This window comes from Leucobacter sp. CX169, assembly GCF_017161405.1.
Taxonomy (GTDB): Bacteria; Actinomycetota; Actinomycetes; order Actinomycetales; family Microbacteriaceae; genus Cx-87.
Genome location: NZ_CP071051.1, coordinates 2,779,104 through 2,797,305 on the forward strand (window position 1 = coordinate 2,779,104; position 18,202 = coordinate 2,797,305).

An 18,202-nucleotide genomic window follows, 5' to 3' on the forward strand; every position below is an offset into this window, starting at 1 on the left:
CCACTGCGCGTCGGGCGGCGCTGCTGCCTCAGCCTAGAGCGATGCCTTCTCGACTAAGTATCGTGCCGCCCGCTCAGCGCTGGCGAGCTTGGCCACGCTGACGGGGTCATGCCCGTAGCCGGCACGGGTCTTCATCGCGAGCAAGACCCCTAGAGATTTGGCTGCTTGCTTGTCCACAGAAGCGATCAGGGCAATCGCGTCCTGATGGTTCTCACCCTTGGCATGCTTACCCAATGCGCCAGCGCAAATTGCGTCCGCCGCCGCGATACCGGCATGTACGAACAACGTCACGCAGGCGTCCGCGATATCTGCACCCTCGGAGAGTTCTCGCGCGTCATCTGCAACCTGCAAGAACTGCTGAGCTTTGGCAAGCCTGCCCAGCCGGACCGCTTTGTCGGCAGCGACGGTTCTCGCGTTTTCGCGCTTCGGGGTCATGCGTGCGCTACTTCCTTACGGAGCTGCTTACGAAGCCAGGACGGGTCACCCGCGAGATCGATGCCCTCCGCGAGAATCGAGTCGAAAATACTCGCAGGCCGCACCTCTGAGCTGCGGTACACCAGAGGACGCACATCGTTACCGGTCCACAGCGTTACCCGCGCCGCCAGCTGACCCACCGCTTCCTCCACAGATTCTTCTGTCGCCGCGTCCGGCATGATGACAAGAATGTCGATGTCACTGTCGTCATGCATATCGTTGCGCGCAGCGGATCCGAAGATCTTGGCAGTGAGCGGCTGGACCTGCCACACGGAAATGTCTTGGCGAATACGCGAAATCAGCTCGCTCTTGATTCCGGCAATCCTCAGAATGATCTCTGCCAGGAGGTGGTCCTGGTTGAGCGCGTAAGCGATGCTTCTTCCCACACTCCGCTCGAGGAGCACTCCCTGCGCCGCAAGCCGCGCGACTGATTTACGTATGCCTTGAGGCGAGCCGTGCTCGGGCAACAACTGGTGGATCTGCTGTATTGACAGGTACTGTTCAACGCGAGCCAGCACCGTCAACACCTGAGAATCGAGCCCGGTGGTGCTGACCGCCGCGAATGGATTTTGCAGACGCATGTGCAGTCACCTCCCTTGTTCCTACACACGAGAAAGCCTGACACAAAAGTAGTCACTTGTCCACAAAAGTAGACGAGCGTGCACTTAAGTAGACGAATATGGCGATTCCCCCACCTTCGTTCCCCGGACGATAACTCACGCTGGACGCTAATTTCGCGTACGTAATTGTCCGGGGAAGGCGCACTCGCAGGGCGCCGGGCGCCGGCTTACGCGCGGGGCCGGGCGCCCAAACGCCAAGGGGAGGAGACGCAACGCGTCCCCTCCCCTTTCAGCGCACGGCAGCTACGAACCGAGGTACGCCTCGATGACGCGCGGATCCTGCGCCAACTCCGCAGCCGGACCCTGCATCGTGACGCGACCCGACTCGAGCACGTACGCCCGGTCGGCGATCTGCAGCGCCGCACGGGCGTTCTGCTCGACGAGGAGGATGGTGGTCCCCTCGGCGTTGATCATCTTGATGATCTCCATCACCTGCTTCACGATCAGCGGCGCAAGCCCCATTGAGGGCTCGTCCAGCAGCAGCAGCTTCGGGCCACCCACGAGGGCGCGGCCCAGCGCCAGCATCTGCTGTTCGCCGCCCGAGAGCGTGCCGCCCTGCTGATTGCGCCGCTCCGCAAGACGAGGCATCAGCTCGTACGCGTGATCGGCGCGGTCGGCGACCAGCTTCTGGTCCTTGACCAGGTAGCCGCCGAGCAGCAGGTTCTCGTGCACCGACATCGTCGAGAAGACGCGACGACCCTCGGGAATGTGCAGGAGGCCAGCCCCCACGAGATCCCACGGCTGCTGCTTGGTGAGATCGCGATCTCCCCAGGTCACCGTGCCACTCTTCGCCCGCACGAGCGCCGAGATCATCGACAGCGTCGACGTCTTGCCCGCGCCGTTGTTGCCGAGCAGCGAGACGATCTCGCCCTCGTTGACCTCAAGGGAGAGGTCCCGCAGCGCGTGCACTCGGTTGTAGTAGAGCTCGACATTTTCAAGGGTGAGTTTCATCAGTCTTCCTCCCCCAGGTACGCCGCGATGACGACCGGATCGTTCTTGATCTGTTCGGGCGTCCCATCGGCGATCTCTTTGCCGTAGTTGAGTACAACGATGCGCTCGGAGATCTGCATCACGAGGCCCATATCGTGCTCGATCAGCACGATACTCACGCCCAGGTCGCGAATCTTCCGGATCAGGTCGATCAGCTCGGCCTTCTCGTTGTGGTTAAGGCCGGCGCCCGGCTCGTCCAGCAGCAGCAGCCGCGGCTGCGTCGCCAGGGCGCGCGCAATCTCGACTCGGCGCTGCTCGCCGTAGGGCAACTGCGTGACGAGCAGCTCGTCGTCGGCACGGAAGCCGACGAAGTCGAGCCAACCCTGCGCGTCGCGCGTGCACTGCTCTTCGCTGCGCCGGTAGCGCGGGCTCTGCAGCATGGCGTCGAAGATGTTCTGGCCAAGGGTGGCGTGCATCCCCGTCTTCACGTTCTCGAGCACCGACATGTCTGAGAAGAGGCGCACGTTCTGGAACGTGCGCGCCATTCCCTTTTTCGTGATGTACGACGGCTTCTTGCGCGTCATCGGCTCACCGTCGAACGTCACCGATCCTGAGTTAGGCCGGTAGAACCCCGAGATGCAGTTGAACGCCGAGGTCTTGCCGGCGCCGTTCGGGCCGATCACCGAGACGATCTCACCCTCGCGCACCGAGAACGACAGCCCGTCGACGGCTTTGATACCGCCGAAAGCCACCGCGAGGTCCGAAACCTGCAGGAGCACCTTCTTCTCGCCCCCGGCAGAAGCCTGCGACTCGGCTGCGGGCGTGTGCAGCGTTGACTCACTCATTTCTTGTCCTCCGCTTCGCTCGGAAGCTCACCGATCACGGTCACCGTCGAAGTTTCGGGGGGCGGTGGAATCTCGCGTTTCTTGAGGAACGGCAGGATCGCGTTCGCCGGCCAAATGCCCTTCGGGCGGAAGATCATGACCACCACGAGCAGCACGCCGAACATCAAGAAGCGCCACTCAGAGAACTCACGCAAGAACTCGGGGGCGAGCGACACGAAGAGTGCACCGATGATGACCCCGGGCACTGATCCCATCCCGCCCAGCACGACGGCCATCAGCACGAGCGCCGAGTACAAGAACTCGAAGCTGTTTGGCGATATCGCGCTTAAGTGGGCCGCCATCAGCGTGCCCGCGAAACCACCCCAGACGGCGCCGATAATGTACGCCATGAGCTTTGTGGCGTAGCCGTTGATGCCCATCGCCTCGCTGACGTCCTCGTCGTCACGCACGGACTTCCAGGCGCGGCCCATCTTGCCGCGGCCCAGGCGGGCGACGGCGACCACGGCGATGCCGATGCCGATGAAGAGCACGAAGTAGTAGAACAGGACCTTCGAGTTGAACTGCACCCCGAACAGGTTCAGCCCGTCCGAGAACGACCAACCGAAGAACGACATCGTGGGAATACCGTGGATGCCCGAGGGGCCGCCGGTGACCTTGAGGTTGTTCGCGGTGATGCGAATGATCTCACCGAAGCCGAGCGTCACGATGGCGAGGTAGTCGGAGCGCAGCCGCAGGGTTGGGCCACCGATCACCACACCGGCGATGACACAGGCGAGCACGACGAACGGGATGGTCTCGATCATCGAGAGCCCGAACTGGGTGGTGAGGATGCCGCTGGTATAGGCGCCCACCGCCATGAAGGCGATGTAGCCGAGGTCGAGCAGGCCGGCATAGCCGACCACAACGTTGAGTCCCATCGCGAGCACGATGTAGATGAACGCCGAGGTCAGGATCGAGATCAGGTAGGGCGTCGCCGAAACGAACGGCAGCACCGCAGCACCGACGAACAGCACCGCCGCAACGATCTTCATGAAGGTCGCGGGGGCGAGGGCGCCCTTGGGCTGCGGGGGCCGCGTGATAAACGGCATCGGGGCGGGCAGGCGGTTCAGTGCTTTTGCCATGACTAGACCCTCTCTACTACGCGCTCGCCCAGCAGGCCGGTCGGCTTGAAGATGAGCAACAGGATCAAGAACCCGAAGGCGAAGACGTCGCGCCACTCACCGCCGAAGAAGTTCGTGCCGAACGACTCAAGGAGGCCGAGCACCAGCCCGCCCAGCATGGCGCCATAGAGGTTGCCAATGCCACCGATCACGGCGGCGGTGAATGCCTTCAACCCGATCACGAACCCCATCAAGAAGTCGATCGAGCCATAGTATGCGGCAGCCATCACACCGGCCGCGCCGGCGAGGGCCGAGCCGATGAAGAAGGTGCGAGAGATGACCTTGTTGACGTTCACGCCCATCAAGAGCGCCGCCTTTTGATCGAGCGCGATGGCTCGCATGGCGCGACCCTCACGGGTGTGCATGATGTAGCGCTGCAAGAAGAACATGAGGAGCGCTGCGACCACCATGAGGACGATCTGCGCAACGGTGATGCGGGCCCCGAGAATGTCGATCGGGTTGCCCGAGAGCCGAACCGGGAAGACCTTGGGGTTCGGGCCGAAGATCTGGCGCACCGCGTACTCGAGCGTGAACGAGACGCCCACAGCCGTGATCAGCACGGCGAGTCTGGGGCTCTTGCGCAGTGGCCGGTAGGCGATGCGCTCAATGACCACGCCGATGCCACCGGTGAGCAGCATCGTGATAAGCAGGACGAGCAGCAGCACCGGGATCGAGACGACGCCCAGCAGGCCCGTGAGGCCGCCGACGATGATGAACGACAGGAAGGCGCCCACCATGTACAGGTCGCCGTGGGCGAAGTTGAGCAGCTTGATGATGCCGTAGACCATGCTGTAGCCGAGAGCGACTAGAGCGTAAAACGAGCCGACGAACAGGCCGTTCCAAATAAGTTGAAGCATGAATTACCTCTCGCTTGAGGCTGACCACCGACACAATTCGGGGTGGGAGCGCGCACGCTGCCACCCCGAACTGCTGTCAGATGTGGTTAGCCCTGCAGGTCGTCGTGGAGAACGAACGTGCCCTCAGGTCCGACCTTGACGATGACGAAGCCACCGCCCGAGAGCGTGCCGTCCTCGGTGAACTTCAGCGGACCGGAGAAGAGCTCGAGGCCGTCGATCGCCTGGATGGCGTCCTTGACCTTCGTGCCGTCGGTCGAGCCGGCGTCCATCATGCCCTGTGCCACGACGCGCACGGCGTCGTAGGCCTGCATCGAGTAGGGGCCCGGGGCGTCGCCGCCGGAGACCTTCTCGTAGTCGGCGATCCAGGTGCCCGCGTTCTCAAGCATGTCGGGGGTCTTGGTGAAGGTACCGAATACGTTCTCGGTGAACTCCGTGCCCGCGATCTCCGAGAACTGAGCATCGACCGTGCCGTCGCCGACGAGGATCGGGCCGGTGTAGCCGGCCTCGCGCAGCTGGCGCGTCAGCAGGCCGCCGGCCTGGTAGTAGCCGGTCCAGACGACGAAGTCGGGGTTCGTGTCGGTCACAGCCTTGACGTTGGCCGAGAAGTCCTTGTCGTCGGGGTTGACGGCGCCGTCCAGCACGACCTCGGGCGAACCCGCGGCCTCGGCGTCGGCGATGAAGGTCGTCGCGAGGTCCTTCGAGTAATCAGTCTGGTCGTTGAGGACGGCAACCTTCGTCGCGCCTTCCTGCGTCGCAAACTGCAGCCCCGACGCCGCCTGCTGTGCGCCGGTGCCGTTAATCATGAAGGCACCCTGGCCGACGAGCGCGTTCGAGTTCGCTGCCGGAATGACCATGGGGATGTTCGCCTCGGCGAAGATGGGCAGCGTCGGGAGCGTTGCGCCCGAGCAGTAGCCACCGACCGAGCCGAGCACGCCGGCGGTCACGAGCTTTTGCGCCGCAGCGACGGAGGCCGTCGCGTCACAGGCATCGTCCTCAACAACGAGTTCGAGGTCGCGGCCGTCAATCCCGCCGTCAGCATTGATCTCATCGATCGCCAGCTGAGCGCCGTTCTTCATGTAGTCACCGAAAGCGGCTTCCGAGCCCGAGAACGGGGCCAGCATGCCGAGCTTGATGGGGCCTTCACCGCTGTCGCCGCCGGCATCGCCCGAGGCGAGTCCGCCCGAGCAGCCCGAGAGCACGAGTGCGGCACTGGCCGCGAGGGCGGTGAGGGCAATTGCGCCCTTGAACCGCGAGTTGGACTTCGAGAACATTCAGTTTTCCTTCCGTTGAAACGCCTTTGATTCTTCGGACCTGCGAGATGTGGTGCCCCCGTGACACACAACCATGGGTGCTCGGAATCTCTGGGCTCAACCTACACGAACCACTAACAGTGCAATGGTACAGATTGAACCACTCGGCGTGTCATTCGGGCATACGCTGAGGAAAACCCGGATAAAAATGCCGAAATTCCGGGAGAAAAGCGAATTCGCGTGCTGCGGTAACTATCCGGTATCAATCGCGCATCTGCCTCGAGAGACGAGGTTGTGTGGGCCGAATCCGGCGCCTACTGGCTCGCTTTCTTCGCCGCGGCCTTTGCGGCGCGCTTATGCTCCCGCACCATGAGGAGGGACTCCGGGGACACAATGTCGGCGACGCTTCGAAACGATCCTGCCTCGCCGTAGGCGCCCGCGGCCTCCCGCCAGCCAGCCCCCTCGAAGCCGCACTGCTTGCCGAGCAGCGCAAGAAAAATCTTGGCCTTCTGCTCGCCAAACCCCGGAAGCGCCTGCAGCCGCTTGAGCACGGTCGGGCCGTCGGGGTTGCCGTCCGTCCAGAGCGCGCTCGCGTCACCCCGCCATTCGTCGACGAGTACCCGACAGAGCAATTGCACCCGGGCCGCCATCGAACCGGGGAAGCGATGCACAGCCGGGGTCTGCTTGAACACCTCAATGAGACGTTCCGGATCTGCTGCAGCGATGGACGCTGCATCAAATGCCCCAAGGCGCTGCTGAATCTTGAGCGGGCCGGAAAACGCAAGCTCCATCGCGACCTGCTGATCGAGCAGCATCCCGACCAAGAGCGCCAGGGGATCGCTCGTGAGCAGCTCGTCGGCGGCGACGTCGTCAGTGAGGTGGATTGCCATGCGGCCAGTCTCCCACCAGCGGGTGCCGCGCGGAAGCAACAGAGACGACCTCCCGATGTTCAACAGAACTGGTTAGGGTGCGGGAAACGCGCCCAGCGTGGGGCGCCCGAGCAGGGGGCGAAATGACGAACCGAGATCAGCTCACGATCAACCCATTGCACCACCGGGCAGGATCCGGCCAGGCAGAGCCCGTGCGAGTCGAGAAGCACCGGCTCGCCGATACCGGCATGGACCCGAAGACCGCCGCCCACCTCGTGCGCGACGAGACGATGCTCGACGGGAACGCGCGCCTGAACCTCGCGACCTTCGTGACGACCTATATGGACGACGAGGCGGACGAGCTGTACCGCTCTGCCTACGACAAGAACATGATCGACAAGGACGAGTACCCGCAGACGGCGGCGATCGAGCAATACTGCCAGCGGATCCTCGCGGACCTCTGGCACGCGCCGGACCCCGCCAAGGCCCCCGCGACCTCGACGATCGGCTCAAGTGAGGCCTGCATGCTCGCCGGCCTCGCGCTCAAGCGGCGCTGGCAGCACGCGCGCGAGGCCGCCGGCCTCGACACCGCTCGTCCGAACCTCGTGATGTCGAGCGCCGTGCAGGTGTGCTGGGAGAAGTTCTGCAACTACTTCGAGGTTGAGCCTCGCTTCGTCCCCGTCAGCGCGGAACATCCGGCGCTCGATGGCTCACAGCTGGACGCGTACGTCGACGAGCATACGATCGGCGTCGTCGCGATCTTGGGCGTCACCTATACGGGAGCCTATGAGCCGGTAGCCGAGATCCAGGCGGCGCTCGACGAGATCGAGAAGCAACGCGGGCTCGACATTCAGATCCACGTCGACGGGGCCTCGGGCGGAATGGTTGCGCCATTCCTGCAGCCCGAGCTGCTCTGGGACTTCACCCTGGCGCGCGTCGCCTCGATCAACACCTCGGGGCACAAGTACGGCCTCGTCTATCCCGGCCTGGGCTGGGTGGTGTGGCGAGACGAGGCCGCCCTGCCCGAATCGATGGTGTTCCGCGTCAGCTACCTCGGCGGGGATATGCCGACACTGGCATTGAACTTCTCGCGCCCGGGCGCGCAAGTGCTGCTGCAGTTCTATCTCTTCCTCAGGCTCGGCCGCGACGGCTACACCGAGGTGCAGGGCGAGTCGCAGCGCGTGGCAATGCACTTATCGAGCGGCATCGGCGCGATGGACGCGTTCGAGCTCGTCAGCGACGGCTCGACCATCCCGGTCTTTGCGTGGCGGCTCGCTCCCGGGCACACCGAGAATTGGACGCTCGACGACCTGTCCGATCGGCTGCGCATGCGCGGCTGGCTTGTGCCGGCATACCCGATGCCCGAGGACCTCCAGGAGATCACCGTGCAGCGCATTGTGGTGCGCAACGGCCTCACGCTCGACCTCGCGAGCTCGCTGCTCGACGTGATCCGGCAGGAGGTCGCTTACCTCGACGCGCTTGAGTCTCCGCTGCCCCGCCCGACGGTGTCGCGGGGGTTCGCGCACTAGGGGCGGGCCGCCACACACCAGGGCGATGTGCTGAGCGGAGAAGAATGTAGCCTACGACCCGAAAGGTGGCGTCCGGATCGCCATCGGAGACGTCATCGGTGGAACACGATCTAAGGGGTGACGATCGCGAATGCGTCATCGCCGGGGTCGATCACGCTGAGGAGCTGACTGAGCACCGTGGAATCGCCCTCAAGCTCGATGCCGCCAGTGCTAGCGTCACCGCCGAGCAGTGCCAAGAGGCGGTGTTTGGTGAGTCGAAGCGTGAGATCCACTGCACCGGCCTCCGTCTCAACGGAGACCAGCACCCCGTTCCGGAGAGTGAGTCGGAAGCGGCGCCCGAGCTCGGTCAGCTCAATCGCACAGGAGAGATTGAGATCCCAGGCGCGGTGACCGTCGATCTTGATAGCGACGGCATCCAGGAGCTGTTCCGGAGACAGCTGGGCGAGCACCGTGGGGGCGTTCGTCTTCGTGGGCGTTCCGAAGTTCTCCCCGCGCAACTCCGTCGCTCCGGAAAGGAAGAAATTGCGCCACGTACCGTTCTCTGAGCCATAGGCAAGTTGTTCGAGGGTGTCCGCGTAGAGGTCTCGGGCGGCGGGATGATGCTCATCGGCGAAGACGGCCTGGTCGAGCAGGGTAGCGGCCCACCGATAGTCGCCCGAATCGTAGGCCACTTGAACTGCGTCAACGACGCGGTCGATGCCTCCGATGAGCTCGACGTAGCGCTGGGCCAACTCGGCGGGCGGGTGGGGCCATAAACGAGCAGGATTGCCATCGAACCACCCCAGGTAACGCTGCACGATGCCTTTGACGTTGTGACTGACGGATCCGTAGTACCCGCGAGCATGCCAGGAAGCCTCTAACGCCGGAGGAAGCTCGAAAATCTCGGCGGCTTCCGCAGCCGTGTATCCGCGGTTCACCAGCCGCAGCGTCTGGTCGTGCAGATACGCGTAGAGATCCCGCTGCAGCGAGAGGTACTCCACGATCTGCTCACTCCCCCAAGTCGGCCAATGATGGGATGCAAACACGACCTGGGATCGCGCGCCAAACAGTTCGATGGCCTCGGTCAGATAGCGGGCCCATTCACGGGGGTCGCGCACCAACGCACCGCGCAGCGTGACGAGATTGTGCAGCGTGTGGGTCGCGTTCTCCGCCATGCACAACGCGTTGAACTGCGGAAAGAAGAAGTGCATCTCCGAGGGGGCCTCAGTGCCAGGGGCGAGCTGGAACTCGATCTGCACCCCGTCGATAACATGCACCTCACCGGTCCGATGAATGGTGAGGGTCGGGGCGATCAGCCCAATCTCACCCGTGGAAACGGTCTGTCCCAGTCCACAACCGACCTGACCCTCGGGTCCACGCTCAAGTGCCGGACCGTACATGTAAGAAGCGCGACGATTCATCGCCGTTCCCACATACACATTCTCGGAAACCGCGTGCTCTACGAACCCTTCGGGGCGAGGATCTGTACCATCCCGGCATCGACCTCGGCCTGGGAAGTCACTCCCAGCACTCCGCCGAAATGGTCGGCGTGGCTGTGCGTATGGATGACCGCAACCACCGGCCGGTTGCCACGATGCTCTCGATAGAGGGCGAGCGCCGCGGCCGCGGTCTCCGCCGAAAGCAGCGTATCAATCACGATGACGCCTGAGTCTCCCTCAACAATCGTCATGTTCGACAGATCGAAGCCGCGCAGCTGGTAGATTCCGGCGACGACTTCAAAGAGCCCATGGCGCGTTGAGAGCTGCGACTGTCGCCAGAGACTGGGGTGCACCGTATCCGGCGCCTCGCTTTCGAGAAAGCGATATCCATCGTTGTCCCAGACGGTTCCTCCCGCAGCATCATGGACAACACCCGGAGTGAACTCGGCGATGAGGCCTCGCTCCGCATCTTCGAAATCACGAGTATCGGCGAATGGAAGCTTCTCCCGCGCCGCTCGCTGTTGCTCCTGAATGAACTGTGACGCCGGATTGTGCTTCACTGTGCCGCTCCCTGCTGTCAGGTGATCGTCTTGCGGTCATGCTCGCAGCCAGGTGTCGCCCGCGCAAGCAATTTCCGTTGCGGAGTGTGTCATCGTCAAGAAAGAGGGCGGCCATCTGACGTGCTGGCGAAACAGGCCGGCGAGGTAGCAGAAGAAGCGCAGCGACCCCGGGGGAACTTTCCCCGGGGTCGCCGCGTGTGCGTGAAGCTACCGAACCGCCGTGCGGCGCATGCACGCCCAGGTGGCAACGATGGCGGCGAGCGCGAGTACCGCGACGGTCAGCGCGACCATCGAGCCCGTGATCTGCGGGATCAGGGTGGCCAGCGAGGGCGCCGTCAGGAAGAGGATCAGTGCGAGCACCAGCCCGAGGGCGATCCCCAGTACCACGGGACCGCGCGCGCCGAAGCGCACCCAGATGGCCCCGAACAGTCCGCCGACACTCAGCGCGGTAAAGGTGCCGAGGAACGCGGTGAGGCCGAGCTGCAGGAAGTTGCCCGAGCCGAGCGAGAACGTGTCGAGGACGTAGATGTTCGCGAACCAGTGCCCGGTCGCCAGCTCGATGGCGAGCAGGATCATCATGACGACGGCGACGTACGCCGCCAGGATGACGTTTGCGACCGCGGTCCCGGCAACGTAGGCCCGTCGGGTGCTGCCGAGGGCGAGCGCGAAGGGGAAGGTCGTCGCGACGGCCTGCACCCCGAGGTAGACCAGGAATCCCGGAAGCGACCAGGTTGCCCCGCCGTTCATGCGGGCACCCTCGGCAAAATCGGGGTTACTCGGATCGAGGCCGACGCGCTGCAGCGTGAGGCTGATGATGGCCGAGATGACGAGCACCAGGAAGAGGATGAACAGGGGCACCAGGAAGGTGACCTCTGGCTTGTTGAGGTGAAGTCGGACGACGTTCTGTACGTGACGCATGATGGTTTCCTTCCGGGCTAGCGAGCGGTCGGGGCTGATGAGGGGGTGTCGGATCCGTCGAATCCGTAGGCGGCGACGAGCTCTTGCAGCGTCACCTGGCCGATCTCGAGACCGGCCGACTCGGCGGCCACCCGATCCTGCGCCGTCAAGCGACCCTCGACGATGACCGAGCCCAGGCCGCCGACGACGTGGCGGGAAAGCACTGTGCGACCCTCGCTGTATGCCTGGACCGCGGACTCGAGGCCGGAGACTCGGTGCGAGGCTCCTCGCAGCTCGTCGACCTCGGCGTCATGGAGCACCCGGCCCTGGTCGAGGATGATGACGCGCTCGAGCAGCTGATCCATCTCGTCGATGAGGTGGGTCGAGAGCACGATCGTGCGGGGGTGAGCGAGGTAGTCGCGCATCAGCACGTCGTAGAAGTGTCCGCGCGCCGTCGCGTCGAGACCCAGGTACGGCTCGTCGAAGAAGGTGATGGGGGCGCGGCAGGCGAGGCCCACCACAATGCCGACGGCCGAGAACTGCCCGCGTGAAAGCTTCTTGACCTGCTGCTTCTTCGGAATGCGAAAGAGCGCCACAAGCTCGTCGGCGAGCGCCTGGTCCCAGTTCGGGAAGAACACCTTCCCTGCCCGCAGCACGTGGCGCAGCGCGTAGTCGTCGGGGTAGCGCTGGTTGTCGCGAATGAAGCACATGTCCTCGAGCACGTTCGCGTTCTCGAAGGGGTGTGCGCCTTCGACGAACACCTCGCCGGCTGTGGCGCGATCCTGCGCGGTGACCAGCGACATGAACGTGGTCTTGCCCGCGCCGTTGCGGCCGAGCAGGCCGGTGATGGAGTCGCGCTTGATCTTGACGGAGACGTTGTCCAGGGCACGCACTTCGCCGTGGGTGCGGGTCAGGCCGCGGGTCTCGATTGCGTAAGTCATCGTGTGGCTTCCTGTTCTATGAGGGAAAGTGTTTGGGGGAGGGAGAGCTGGAGCGCGGCGGCCTCTGCGAGCAAGGGGCGCACGAAGTCGGCGACAAAGCCGGACTGACGTTCGGCCGCGATCTTGGCCTTCGCGCCATCCGAGACGAACATCCCGATGCCGCGCTTCTTAAAGAGAATTTCCTGGTCGACCAGGAGGTTGACACCCTTGCCGGCCGTCGCCGGGTTGATGCGGTAGAAAGCCGCGAACTCGTTCGTGGAGGGAACCTGCGCGCCCTCCGCATACGTGCCCTGCAGGATGTCGTCCGCGATGCGTTCGGCCAGTTGCAGGAAGATGGGCTTCGTATCATCGAACACTCGGCACCTCCGCTCGTTCATTGGTTAGTTACTTCACTAATGAACCTAGTGACCTCGCGTCGCGGTTGTCAAGCACCAGTTCGTCACCGGCGCGCCGGTAGGCTGGCGCCCGTGAATGCATCCCTCTCAGGCGCCGCCGTGCTCTCCTCCCCCGCCGACCGGTCCTTTGCCTCGGACAATTACGCGGGCGCACACCCCGAGGTACTCGATGCGGTCGTCGCGGCGAGCACTGGCCACGCCCCCGCGTACGGTGACGACGGCTGGACCGCGCGCCTCAGCGAGGTACTGCGCGGCCACTTCGGTCCGGATGCCGAAGCGTTCCCCGTCTTCAACGGCACGGGCGCGAACGTGCTCGCACTGCAGGCCGCGCTTCCCCGCTGGGGTGCCGTCATCTGCGCCCAGACCGCACACATCAACGTCGACGAGAACGGCGCCCCCGAGCGGGTCGGCGGCGTCAAACTGCTCACCGTCCCGACCGAGAACGGCAAGATCACGCCCGAGCTGATCGACCGTGAGGCCTGGGGCTGGGGCGACCCGCACCGCGCGCAGCCGCTCGCCGTCTCGATCACGCAGACCACTGAGTACGGCACCTGCTATTCCGTCGACGAGATCCGGGCGATCACCTCGCATGCGCACGATCGCGGCATGATCGTGCACATGGACGGCTCGCGCATCTCGAACGCGGCCGCGCACCTGGGCCTACCGCTCGCCGCGTTCACGACCGACGCCGGCGTCGACCTGCTCAGCCTCGGCGGCACGAAGAACGGCCTGATTGGGGCCGAGGCCGTTGTCACCTTGCGCCCCGGAGCCGCCCCCGGCTTCGAATACGTCCGCAAAATGAACATGCAGCTCGGCTCGAAGATGCGCTTCCTCTCGGCCCAGCTGCTCGCCCTGTACGACGGCGACCTCTGGCTGCGCTCGGCGACCCAGGCGAACGCGATGGCGACGCGGCTGCGCGCCGGCATCGACGCACTCGAGCCACTCGGGGCGCGCGCCTTCCAGGCCACCGAGGCGAACGGGGTGTTCGCGACGCTGCCCGCGGGCGTCGCCGATCGGGTGCGCACCGAGGCGGGATTCCACTTCTACGACTGGCCGGGTGTCACAAACGCCGTCCGCCTGATGTGCGCGTTCGACACGACGGAGGCCGCGGTCGACGCGCTGCTCGCCGAGCTGGGTGCGGCGTCGCGGGCCGCCTCAAACGCGTAGCCCACTGAGGCGTAGCGGGATCCTGCTGGGCGTCCAGCCCGAGGCGGAATGCCCCCCTGCCAGACGCGTCAGTTCCTCTCCATGTGACGCAAAGTACGGGTGTGAGGCCCTAACACCGCAAGTATCTGACGCGCCGAAAGCCAGGCGGCGGGAGGCCGCCCCGACCGCCCGAACTACCCGAACGCGATGCGGATCGCGAGCACGACCATGATCACGGCGACGCAGATGTCGAGGATCTGCCACGAGCGGGGGCTCGCGAAGAAGCGGGTGAGGTAGCGCGAGCCGTACCCGAGCGCGGCGAACCACCCCACGCTCGCGATCGCGCCGCCGACCGCGAACCACCAGCGCCCGGGGTCGCCCTGGGCGTTGCCGATCGAGCCCATGAGCACCATCGTGTCGAGGTAGACGTGCGGGTTGAGGTACGTGATCGCGAGGCAGGCGAGCACGGTGCGGCGCAGCGAGCCGGCCGAGCCGTCGCCGGCCACAAGCGCCTCGGGCTTGCGCGCCCGCATCGCCGCCGTGAACGCGTACCAGAGCAGGAAGGCGACGCCGCCCCAGCGCACGATCTCGAGCACGACGGGCGCCCGCTCGATCACGAAGCCGATCCCGGCGACTCCCGCGAACTCGAGCAGCGCGTCGGTCAGCCCGCAGATGAGCACCACCGGCAGCACGTGCTCGCGGCGAATGCCTTGGCGCAGCACGAAGGCGTTTTGCGCGCCGATCGCCATGATGAGCGACAGCCCGCTGCCAATACCGACGAGAAAGGGGAGGAGCATGCTTCGACGTTACGATGCCGAGGCGTCTCGCAACGAATTGAGCAGGGATCATTCTTCTGATGCAGATGAAGCATTGCTTAAGCTGGGCCTATGGAGCTTCCCATCGAACACCTCGCCACGTTCGCTGCGATTCTCGACGAGGGCAGCTTCGAGGGCGCAGCGAAGCGGCTGCGCATCACGCCATCCGCCGTCAGCCAGCGCGTGAAGGCAATGGAGCAGCGGGTCGGCTCAGTATTGCTGCAGCGCACCCGGCCCGTCGCGGTGACTGCCGCGGGGGCGACGGTGCTGCGCCTCGCCCGCCAGCTCGACCGCCTGGTCGACGACGCGGCGCGCGAGCTGGGCGCCGGGCCCGCCGGGGCAGGATCCGGCCCCGCGATCATCCCGATCGTCGTGAACGCCGACTCGCTCGCCACCTGGTTCGTGCCGGCGCTCGCCCGCGCGGCCCGCGAAACCGGCGCGCACTTCGAGGTGCTGCGCGCCGACGAGACCGTCTCGACCGCCGCGCTTCGGAGCGGCACGGTCGTCGCCGCGCTCACGGCGACGCGCGAGCCCGTCCCCGGTTGCATTTCCACCAGGATCGGCGCCGCCCGCTACCGCGCCGTCGCGAGCCCCGAGTTCATCGCCCAACACTTCCCGAACGGCACCTCGGCTTCGAGCCTCGCCGCGGCGCCGATGCTCGAGTTCGACCGGCATGACACGTTTCAGCAGCGCTACCTGCGCGCAGCCACCCGGGCCCGCGTCGACCCGCCGCGGCACTACGTGCCGTCGTCCGCTGAGTTCGCACGCGCGGTCGAACTCGGCATGGGGTGGGGCATGCTGCCCGAGGCGCAGAGCGCGGAGGGGATCGCCGCCGGACGCCTCGCCGAGCTCACCCCGTCGCGATCGCTGAAGCTGCCGCTGTACTGGCAGCGCTGGAACCTGCACTCGCCCGTGCTCGACGCGCTGTCCCAGATCGTGGAGGAGGAGGGCAAGGCAGCGCTCGAGGCATAGCGCCACCCGGGCCTTCGTGCCACGATGGGTGAACACAGGTGCAGCGGCACGGGTCGATGACGACACGCGTCGGGATTGGAGTCCGTCATGCGATACCTCCTCTTGGCCAGCGAGCCCGAGACCCCGCAGCACCACACCGACTCGTGGGCCGTGCACATCGAGGCGGCCGTTGCCTTCTGCGCACAGCTGGAAGACGAGCTCGCGGCCAGCTCCGAGCTCGAATGGTCCGAGGTGCTCGCGCCGGCGGATCACGCGCGAAGCTTCGCCGCCGACGGTTCGGTGACCGAGGGCACCGCGGGAGCACCCGGGCTCACCCGCCTGTGGGCGATCCGGGTCGCCGACGCCGCCCGCGCGGCGGAACTCGCAGCGCGCATCGCCCGCGAGCTCACCGCCCGGGTCGAGCTGCGGGAGTGTCTTGCGGGGGCGCAGCGCCCCTAGGCTTGGCCCGCGCCCCTGACGCTCGAGGCCACGCCATGCGTGTGGGCCCAGACGATGGCCTGGATGCGGTCGCGCGCGCCGAGCTTCTGCAGCAGGTTCGAAACGTGGGTCTTGACCGTCGCCTCGCCCACGAAGAGTTGTTCGGCGATCTCGGAGTTCGTCGCCCCGGTCGTGAGCAGCCTCAGCACGTCTTGTTCGCGATCCGTCAGCCCGGCGGTGGCGAGCGGACCGTCTGCCTGCGACGGGCGCGGCGCTGGGGCGGCATCGCGGGTGGCACGTTCCATGACGGCGCGGGTCACGTCCGGGCCGAGCAGCGCGCCCCCGGCCGCGAGCGTGCGGACAGCATCGATCAGCTGATCGGCCCGCGCGGTCTTGAGGAGGAAGCCGCTCACCCCCGCGGCGAGCGCGTCGAAAAGGTACTCCTCGTGCCCAAAGGTGGTGAGGACCAGGATCGCGGGCGTGGGCCGACTTTCCCCCGAGGCTGCCCCCGCGAGAATCTGCCGCGACGCCTCGATGCCGTTCATCTCGGGCATCTCGACATCCATGCAGATCACGTCGGGCGCGAGCCGCGAGGAGAGCGCGACCGCCTCGGCACCGTTGGCCGCCTCGCCGACCACGTCGATGTCCGGTTCGGTCTCGAGGATGATGCGGAACCCCGACCGCACGAGCACCTGATCATCGGCGACGAGCACCCGGATCATGCCGTCACCTCAGACGTCGCCGGCAGGCCCGCGTCTGGCAACCCTGCGCCTGGCAGCTCCGAACCAGGCAACACCACGTCAGGCAGGTCGCCCCGCAGCGGGATCCTGGTCCGCACGAGGAACCCGCCCCGCTCACGGGCGACCGTCTCGACCGTGCCGCCGACCGCTCCCGCGCGCTCGCGCATACCGCGAAGGCCGAGCCCGCCGCCCCCGCCGTCGCGCGCCGAACCGAGACTCTGCGCCACTCCGGTGTCGCTGATCTCAAGCTCAACGGCACCCGCTTCAAAGCGCAGCCGGACCGCCGCCTCGGCCCCGCGGCCCGCGTGCTTGCGTACATTGGTGAGCGCCTCTTGCGCGATGCGGTACAGGGCAACGTCCACGAGCATCGGCACCGGGCGCGTCTCGCCCGCGACGATCAGGGTGGTCGAGAGCCCGGCGCTCTGCGAGGCCGCGACGAGCGCGGGAAGCTGGGCAATGCCGATGGTCGAGGAACGCTCATCGGGCTCGGGCGCACGCAGCGTACCCACGAGCCCGCGGAGTTCCGCGATCGCGGCCTCGGCGCTCGACTCGACGATTTCCAGCGCCGCGCTCGCCCGCTCGCGCCCCCGCTCGGGGTCTTTCTCGAGCAGGCGTCTTGCCGCAGCCGCCTGGATGCCCATCACCGAGACGTGGTGCGCGACCACGTCGTGCAACTCTCGAGCGATCGCGATGCGGTCGAGCGCTACGGCCTGCTCGGCGCTCGTGCGCCGTTCGAGATCGAGCTCGCGGCCCTGCGCCTCGAGCTGCGCCTGGGTGCGGGCGGCCAGCCACGAGCGCTCCCCGAAGATGAACGCGCCGCCGAAGTACAGCAGGTTCGTGAAAATCTGGATGACCGCGTAGGTCGCAAACGCCGAGAAGAGCCCGCTGCGTGAGATCCCCGGCAGCGCTTCGGTGTCGGAAGACACGACGATGAGGGACGTCACGAGCCACACCACCATGGCGACGCTGATGCCGAGCCTGCTCCAGAACGCGAGCGGGCGCCTGGGCTCCCACGCCCCCACCGAGTACAGCGCGATGAAGAGTCCGATGTTCGTGATGAGCAGTTCGGGGACCCCGAACTGGCCGCAGACGAAGAAGCCCACCGACACCGCGATCGCGACCGGCACGGGCCACCGCCGTCGCGCCACGAGGGGCAGCGTGACGAGTCCCAGCCCGAGCACCCACACCCAGGGCTCCGCGGTCTCTGCATAGATGCCGGTGCGCTGGTAGAGCAGCGCACTCGTGATCGCGGCGAGCGCGAGACCGAGCGCCAACGCGGCGTCCAGGCGGAGGTCGCTGCGGGTCGGACGAGGCCGAGTCCACTCGCCCGTGTCCCGAGTCGTGATCATGCGATCCAGCGTACCGAG

The 18,202-nt window shown here is 65.9% G+C and carries 20 protein-coding genes; 4 read left to right on the forward strand and 16 right to left on the reverse strand.

The features are described from left to right. Positions 1–33: 33 nt before the first annotated feature. From JW030_RS12700 to JW030_RS12735, 8 genes are all read right to left on the reverse strand, one after another. The gene (locus tag JW030_RS12700; protein ID WP_188045215.1) at positions 34–435 is read right to left on the reverse strand and encodes a hypothetical protein; all 402 of its coding nucleotides are present in this window, start codon (positions 433–435) and stop codon (positions 34–36) included. Beyond that, entirely contained in the window at positions 432–1,055 is a 624-nt protein-coding gene (locus tag JW030_RS12705; protein WP_188045214.1) for a nucleotidyltransferase domain-containing protein, read from the reverse strand. The genes JW030_RS12700 and JW030_RS12705 overlap by 4 nt, the downstream gene beginning before the upstream one ends. 282 nt (positions 1,056–1,337) lie before the next feature. After that, complete coding sequence (locus tag JW030_RS12710; protein WP_353055606.1) at positions 1,338–2,048, reverse strand: ABC transporter ATP-binding protein; 711 nt, start codon at positions 2,046–2,048, stop codon at positions 1,338–1,340. Continuing rightward, entirely contained in the window at positions 2,045–2,869 is an 825-nt protein-coding gene (locus JW030_RS12715) for an ABC transporter ATP-binding protein (RefSeq protein ID WP_188045212.1), read from the reverse strand. The genes JW030_RS12710 and JW030_RS12715 overlap by 4 nt, the downstream gene beginning before the upstream one ends. Then, positions 2,866–3,990, reverse strand: a complete 1,125-nt coding sequence (locus JW030_RS12720; RefSeq protein ID WP_206348578.1) for a branched-chain amino acid ABC transporter permease — start codon at positions 3,988–3,990, stop codon at positions 2,866–2,868. The genes JW030_RS12715 and JW030_RS12720 overlap by 4 nt, the downstream gene beginning before the upstream one ends. Positions 3,991–3,992: 2 nt before the next feature. Continuing rightward, positions 3,993–4,886 (reverse strand): branched-chain amino acid ABC transporter permease, encoded by an 894-nt coding sequence (locus JW030_RS12725; protein ID WP_188045211.1) that lies wholly within the window; start codon positions 4,884–4,886, stop codon positions 3,993–3,995. An 86-nt stretch (positions 4,887–4,972) separates the two neighbouring features. After that, a complete protein-coding gene (locus JW030_RS12730; protein ID WP_188045210.1) occupies positions 4,973–6,157 on the reverse strand; it encodes a branched-chain amino acid ABC transporter substrate-binding protein in 1,185 nt (394 codons plus the stop codon). A 293-nt stretch (positions 6,158–6,450) separates the two neighbouring features. Continuing rightward, complete coding sequence (locus JW030_RS12735; RefSeq protein ID WP_188045209.1) at positions 6,451–7,026, reverse strand: HhH-GPD-type base excision DNA repair protein; 576 nt, start codon at positions 7,024–7,026, stop codon at positions 6,451–6,453. Between the two features lie 122 nt (positions 7,027–7,148). Between JW030_RS12735 and JW030_RS12740 the strand changes: the two genes are divergently transcribed. After that, complete coding sequence (locus JW030_RS12740; RefSeq protein WP_188045208.1) at positions 7,149–8,534, forward strand: glutamate decarboxylase; 1,386 nt, start codon at positions 7,149–7,151, stop codon at positions 8,532–8,534. 110 nt (positions 8,535–8,644) lie between these two features. Here the strand turns inward: JW030_RS12740 and JW030_RS13570 are convergent, their stop codons facing one another. The 5 genes from JW030_RS13570 to JW030_RS12760 all read right to left on the reverse strand — a co-directional run bounded on the left by JW030_RS13570 (position 8,645) and on the right by JW030_RS12760 (position 12,706). Then, complete coding sequence (locus tag JW030_RS13570) at positions 8,645–9,934, reverse strand: alkyl/aryl-sulfatase (protein ID WP_370567024.1); 1,290 nt, start codon at positions 9,932–9,934, stop codon at positions 8,645–8,647. 38 nt (positions 9,935–9,972) lie between these two features. Next, a complete protein-coding gene (locus JW030_RS13685; RefSeq protein ID WP_370567023.1) occupies positions 9,973–10,512 on the reverse strand; it encodes an MBL fold metallo-hydrolase in 540 nt (179 codons plus the stop codon). A gap of 207 nt (positions 10,513–10,719) precedes the next feature. Further along, positions 10,720–11,430 carry a hypothetical protein gene (locus JW030_RS12750; RefSeq protein ID WP_188045207.1) on the reverse strand — a complete coding sequence of 237 codons (711 nt, stop codon included), beginning with the start codon at positions 11,428–11,430 and terminating at the stop codon, positions 10,720–10,722. Positions 11,431–11,447: 17 nt separating this feature from the next. Beyond that, complete coding sequence (locus tag JW030_RS12755; RefSeq protein WP_188045206.1) at positions 11,448–12,350, reverse strand: ATP-binding cassette domain-containing protein; 903 nt, start codon at positions 12,348–12,350, stop codon at positions 11,448–11,450. After that, positions 12,347–12,706: a GntR family transcriptional regulator gene (locus tag JW030_RS12760; protein ID WP_188045205.1), complete on the reverse strand. Its 360-nt coding sequence runs from the start codon at positions 12,704–12,706 to the stop codon at positions 12,347–12,349. The genes JW030_RS12755 and JW030_RS12760 overlap by 4 nt, the downstream gene beginning before the upstream one ends. Positions 12,707–12,808: 102 nt before the next feature. Between JW030_RS12760 and JW030_RS12765 the strand changes: the two genes are divergently transcribed. Then, positions 12,809–13,912, forward strand: a complete 1,104-nt coding sequence (locus JW030_RS12765) for a low specificity L-threonine aldolase (protein ID WP_255499074.1) — start codon at positions 12,809–12,811, stop codon at positions 13,910–13,912. Between the two features lie 173 nt (positions 13,913–14,085). On the opposite strand, the gene JW030_RS12770 is transcribed toward JW030_RS12765, so the two are convergent. Continuing rightward, positions 14,086–14,688, reverse strand: coding sequence for a LysE/ArgO family amino acid transporter (locus tag JW030_RS12770; protein WP_188045203.1), 603 nt, complete (start codon positions 14,686–14,688; stop codon positions 14,086–14,088). A gap of 90 nt (positions 14,689–14,778) precedes the next feature. Between JW030_RS12770 and JW030_RS12775 the strand changes: the two genes are divergently transcribed. Both JW030_RS12775 and JW030_RS12780 read left to right on the forward strand, forming a co-directional pair. Beyond that, positions 14,779–15,678 (forward strand): LysR family transcriptional regulator ArgP, encoded by a 900-nt coding sequence (locus JW030_RS12775; RefSeq protein WP_188045202.1) that lies wholly within the window; start codon positions 14,779–14,781, stop codon positions 15,676–15,678. A gap of 87 nt (positions 15,679–15,765) precedes the next feature. Beyond that, positions 15,766–16,116, forward strand: coding sequence for a hypothetical protein (locus JW030_RS12780; protein WP_188045201.1), 351 nt, complete (start codon positions 15,766–15,768; stop codon positions 16,114–16,116). Here the strand turns inward: JW030_RS12780 and JW030_RS12785 are convergent. Both JW030_RS12785 and JW030_RS12790 read right to left on the reverse strand, forming a co-directional pair. Continuing rightward, positions 16,113–16,817 carry a response regulator transcription factor gene (locus tag JW030_RS12785; RefSeq protein WP_188045200.1) on the reverse strand — a complete coding sequence of 235 codons (705 nt, stop codon included), beginning with the start codon at positions 16,815–16,817 and terminating at the stop codon, positions 16,113–16,115. The two genes, JW030_RS12780 and JW030_RS12785, sit on opposite strands and share 4 nt — an antisense overlap. Continuing rightward, positions 16,814–18,184, reverse strand: a complete 1,371-nt coding sequence (locus JW030_RS12790; protein WP_188045199.1) for a sensor histidine kinase — start codon at positions 18,182–18,184, stop codon at positions 16,814–16,816. Before JW030_RS12790 ends, JW030_RS12785 begins: the two co-directional genes overlap by 4 nt. Positions 18,185–18,202: the final 18 nt, after the last annotated feature.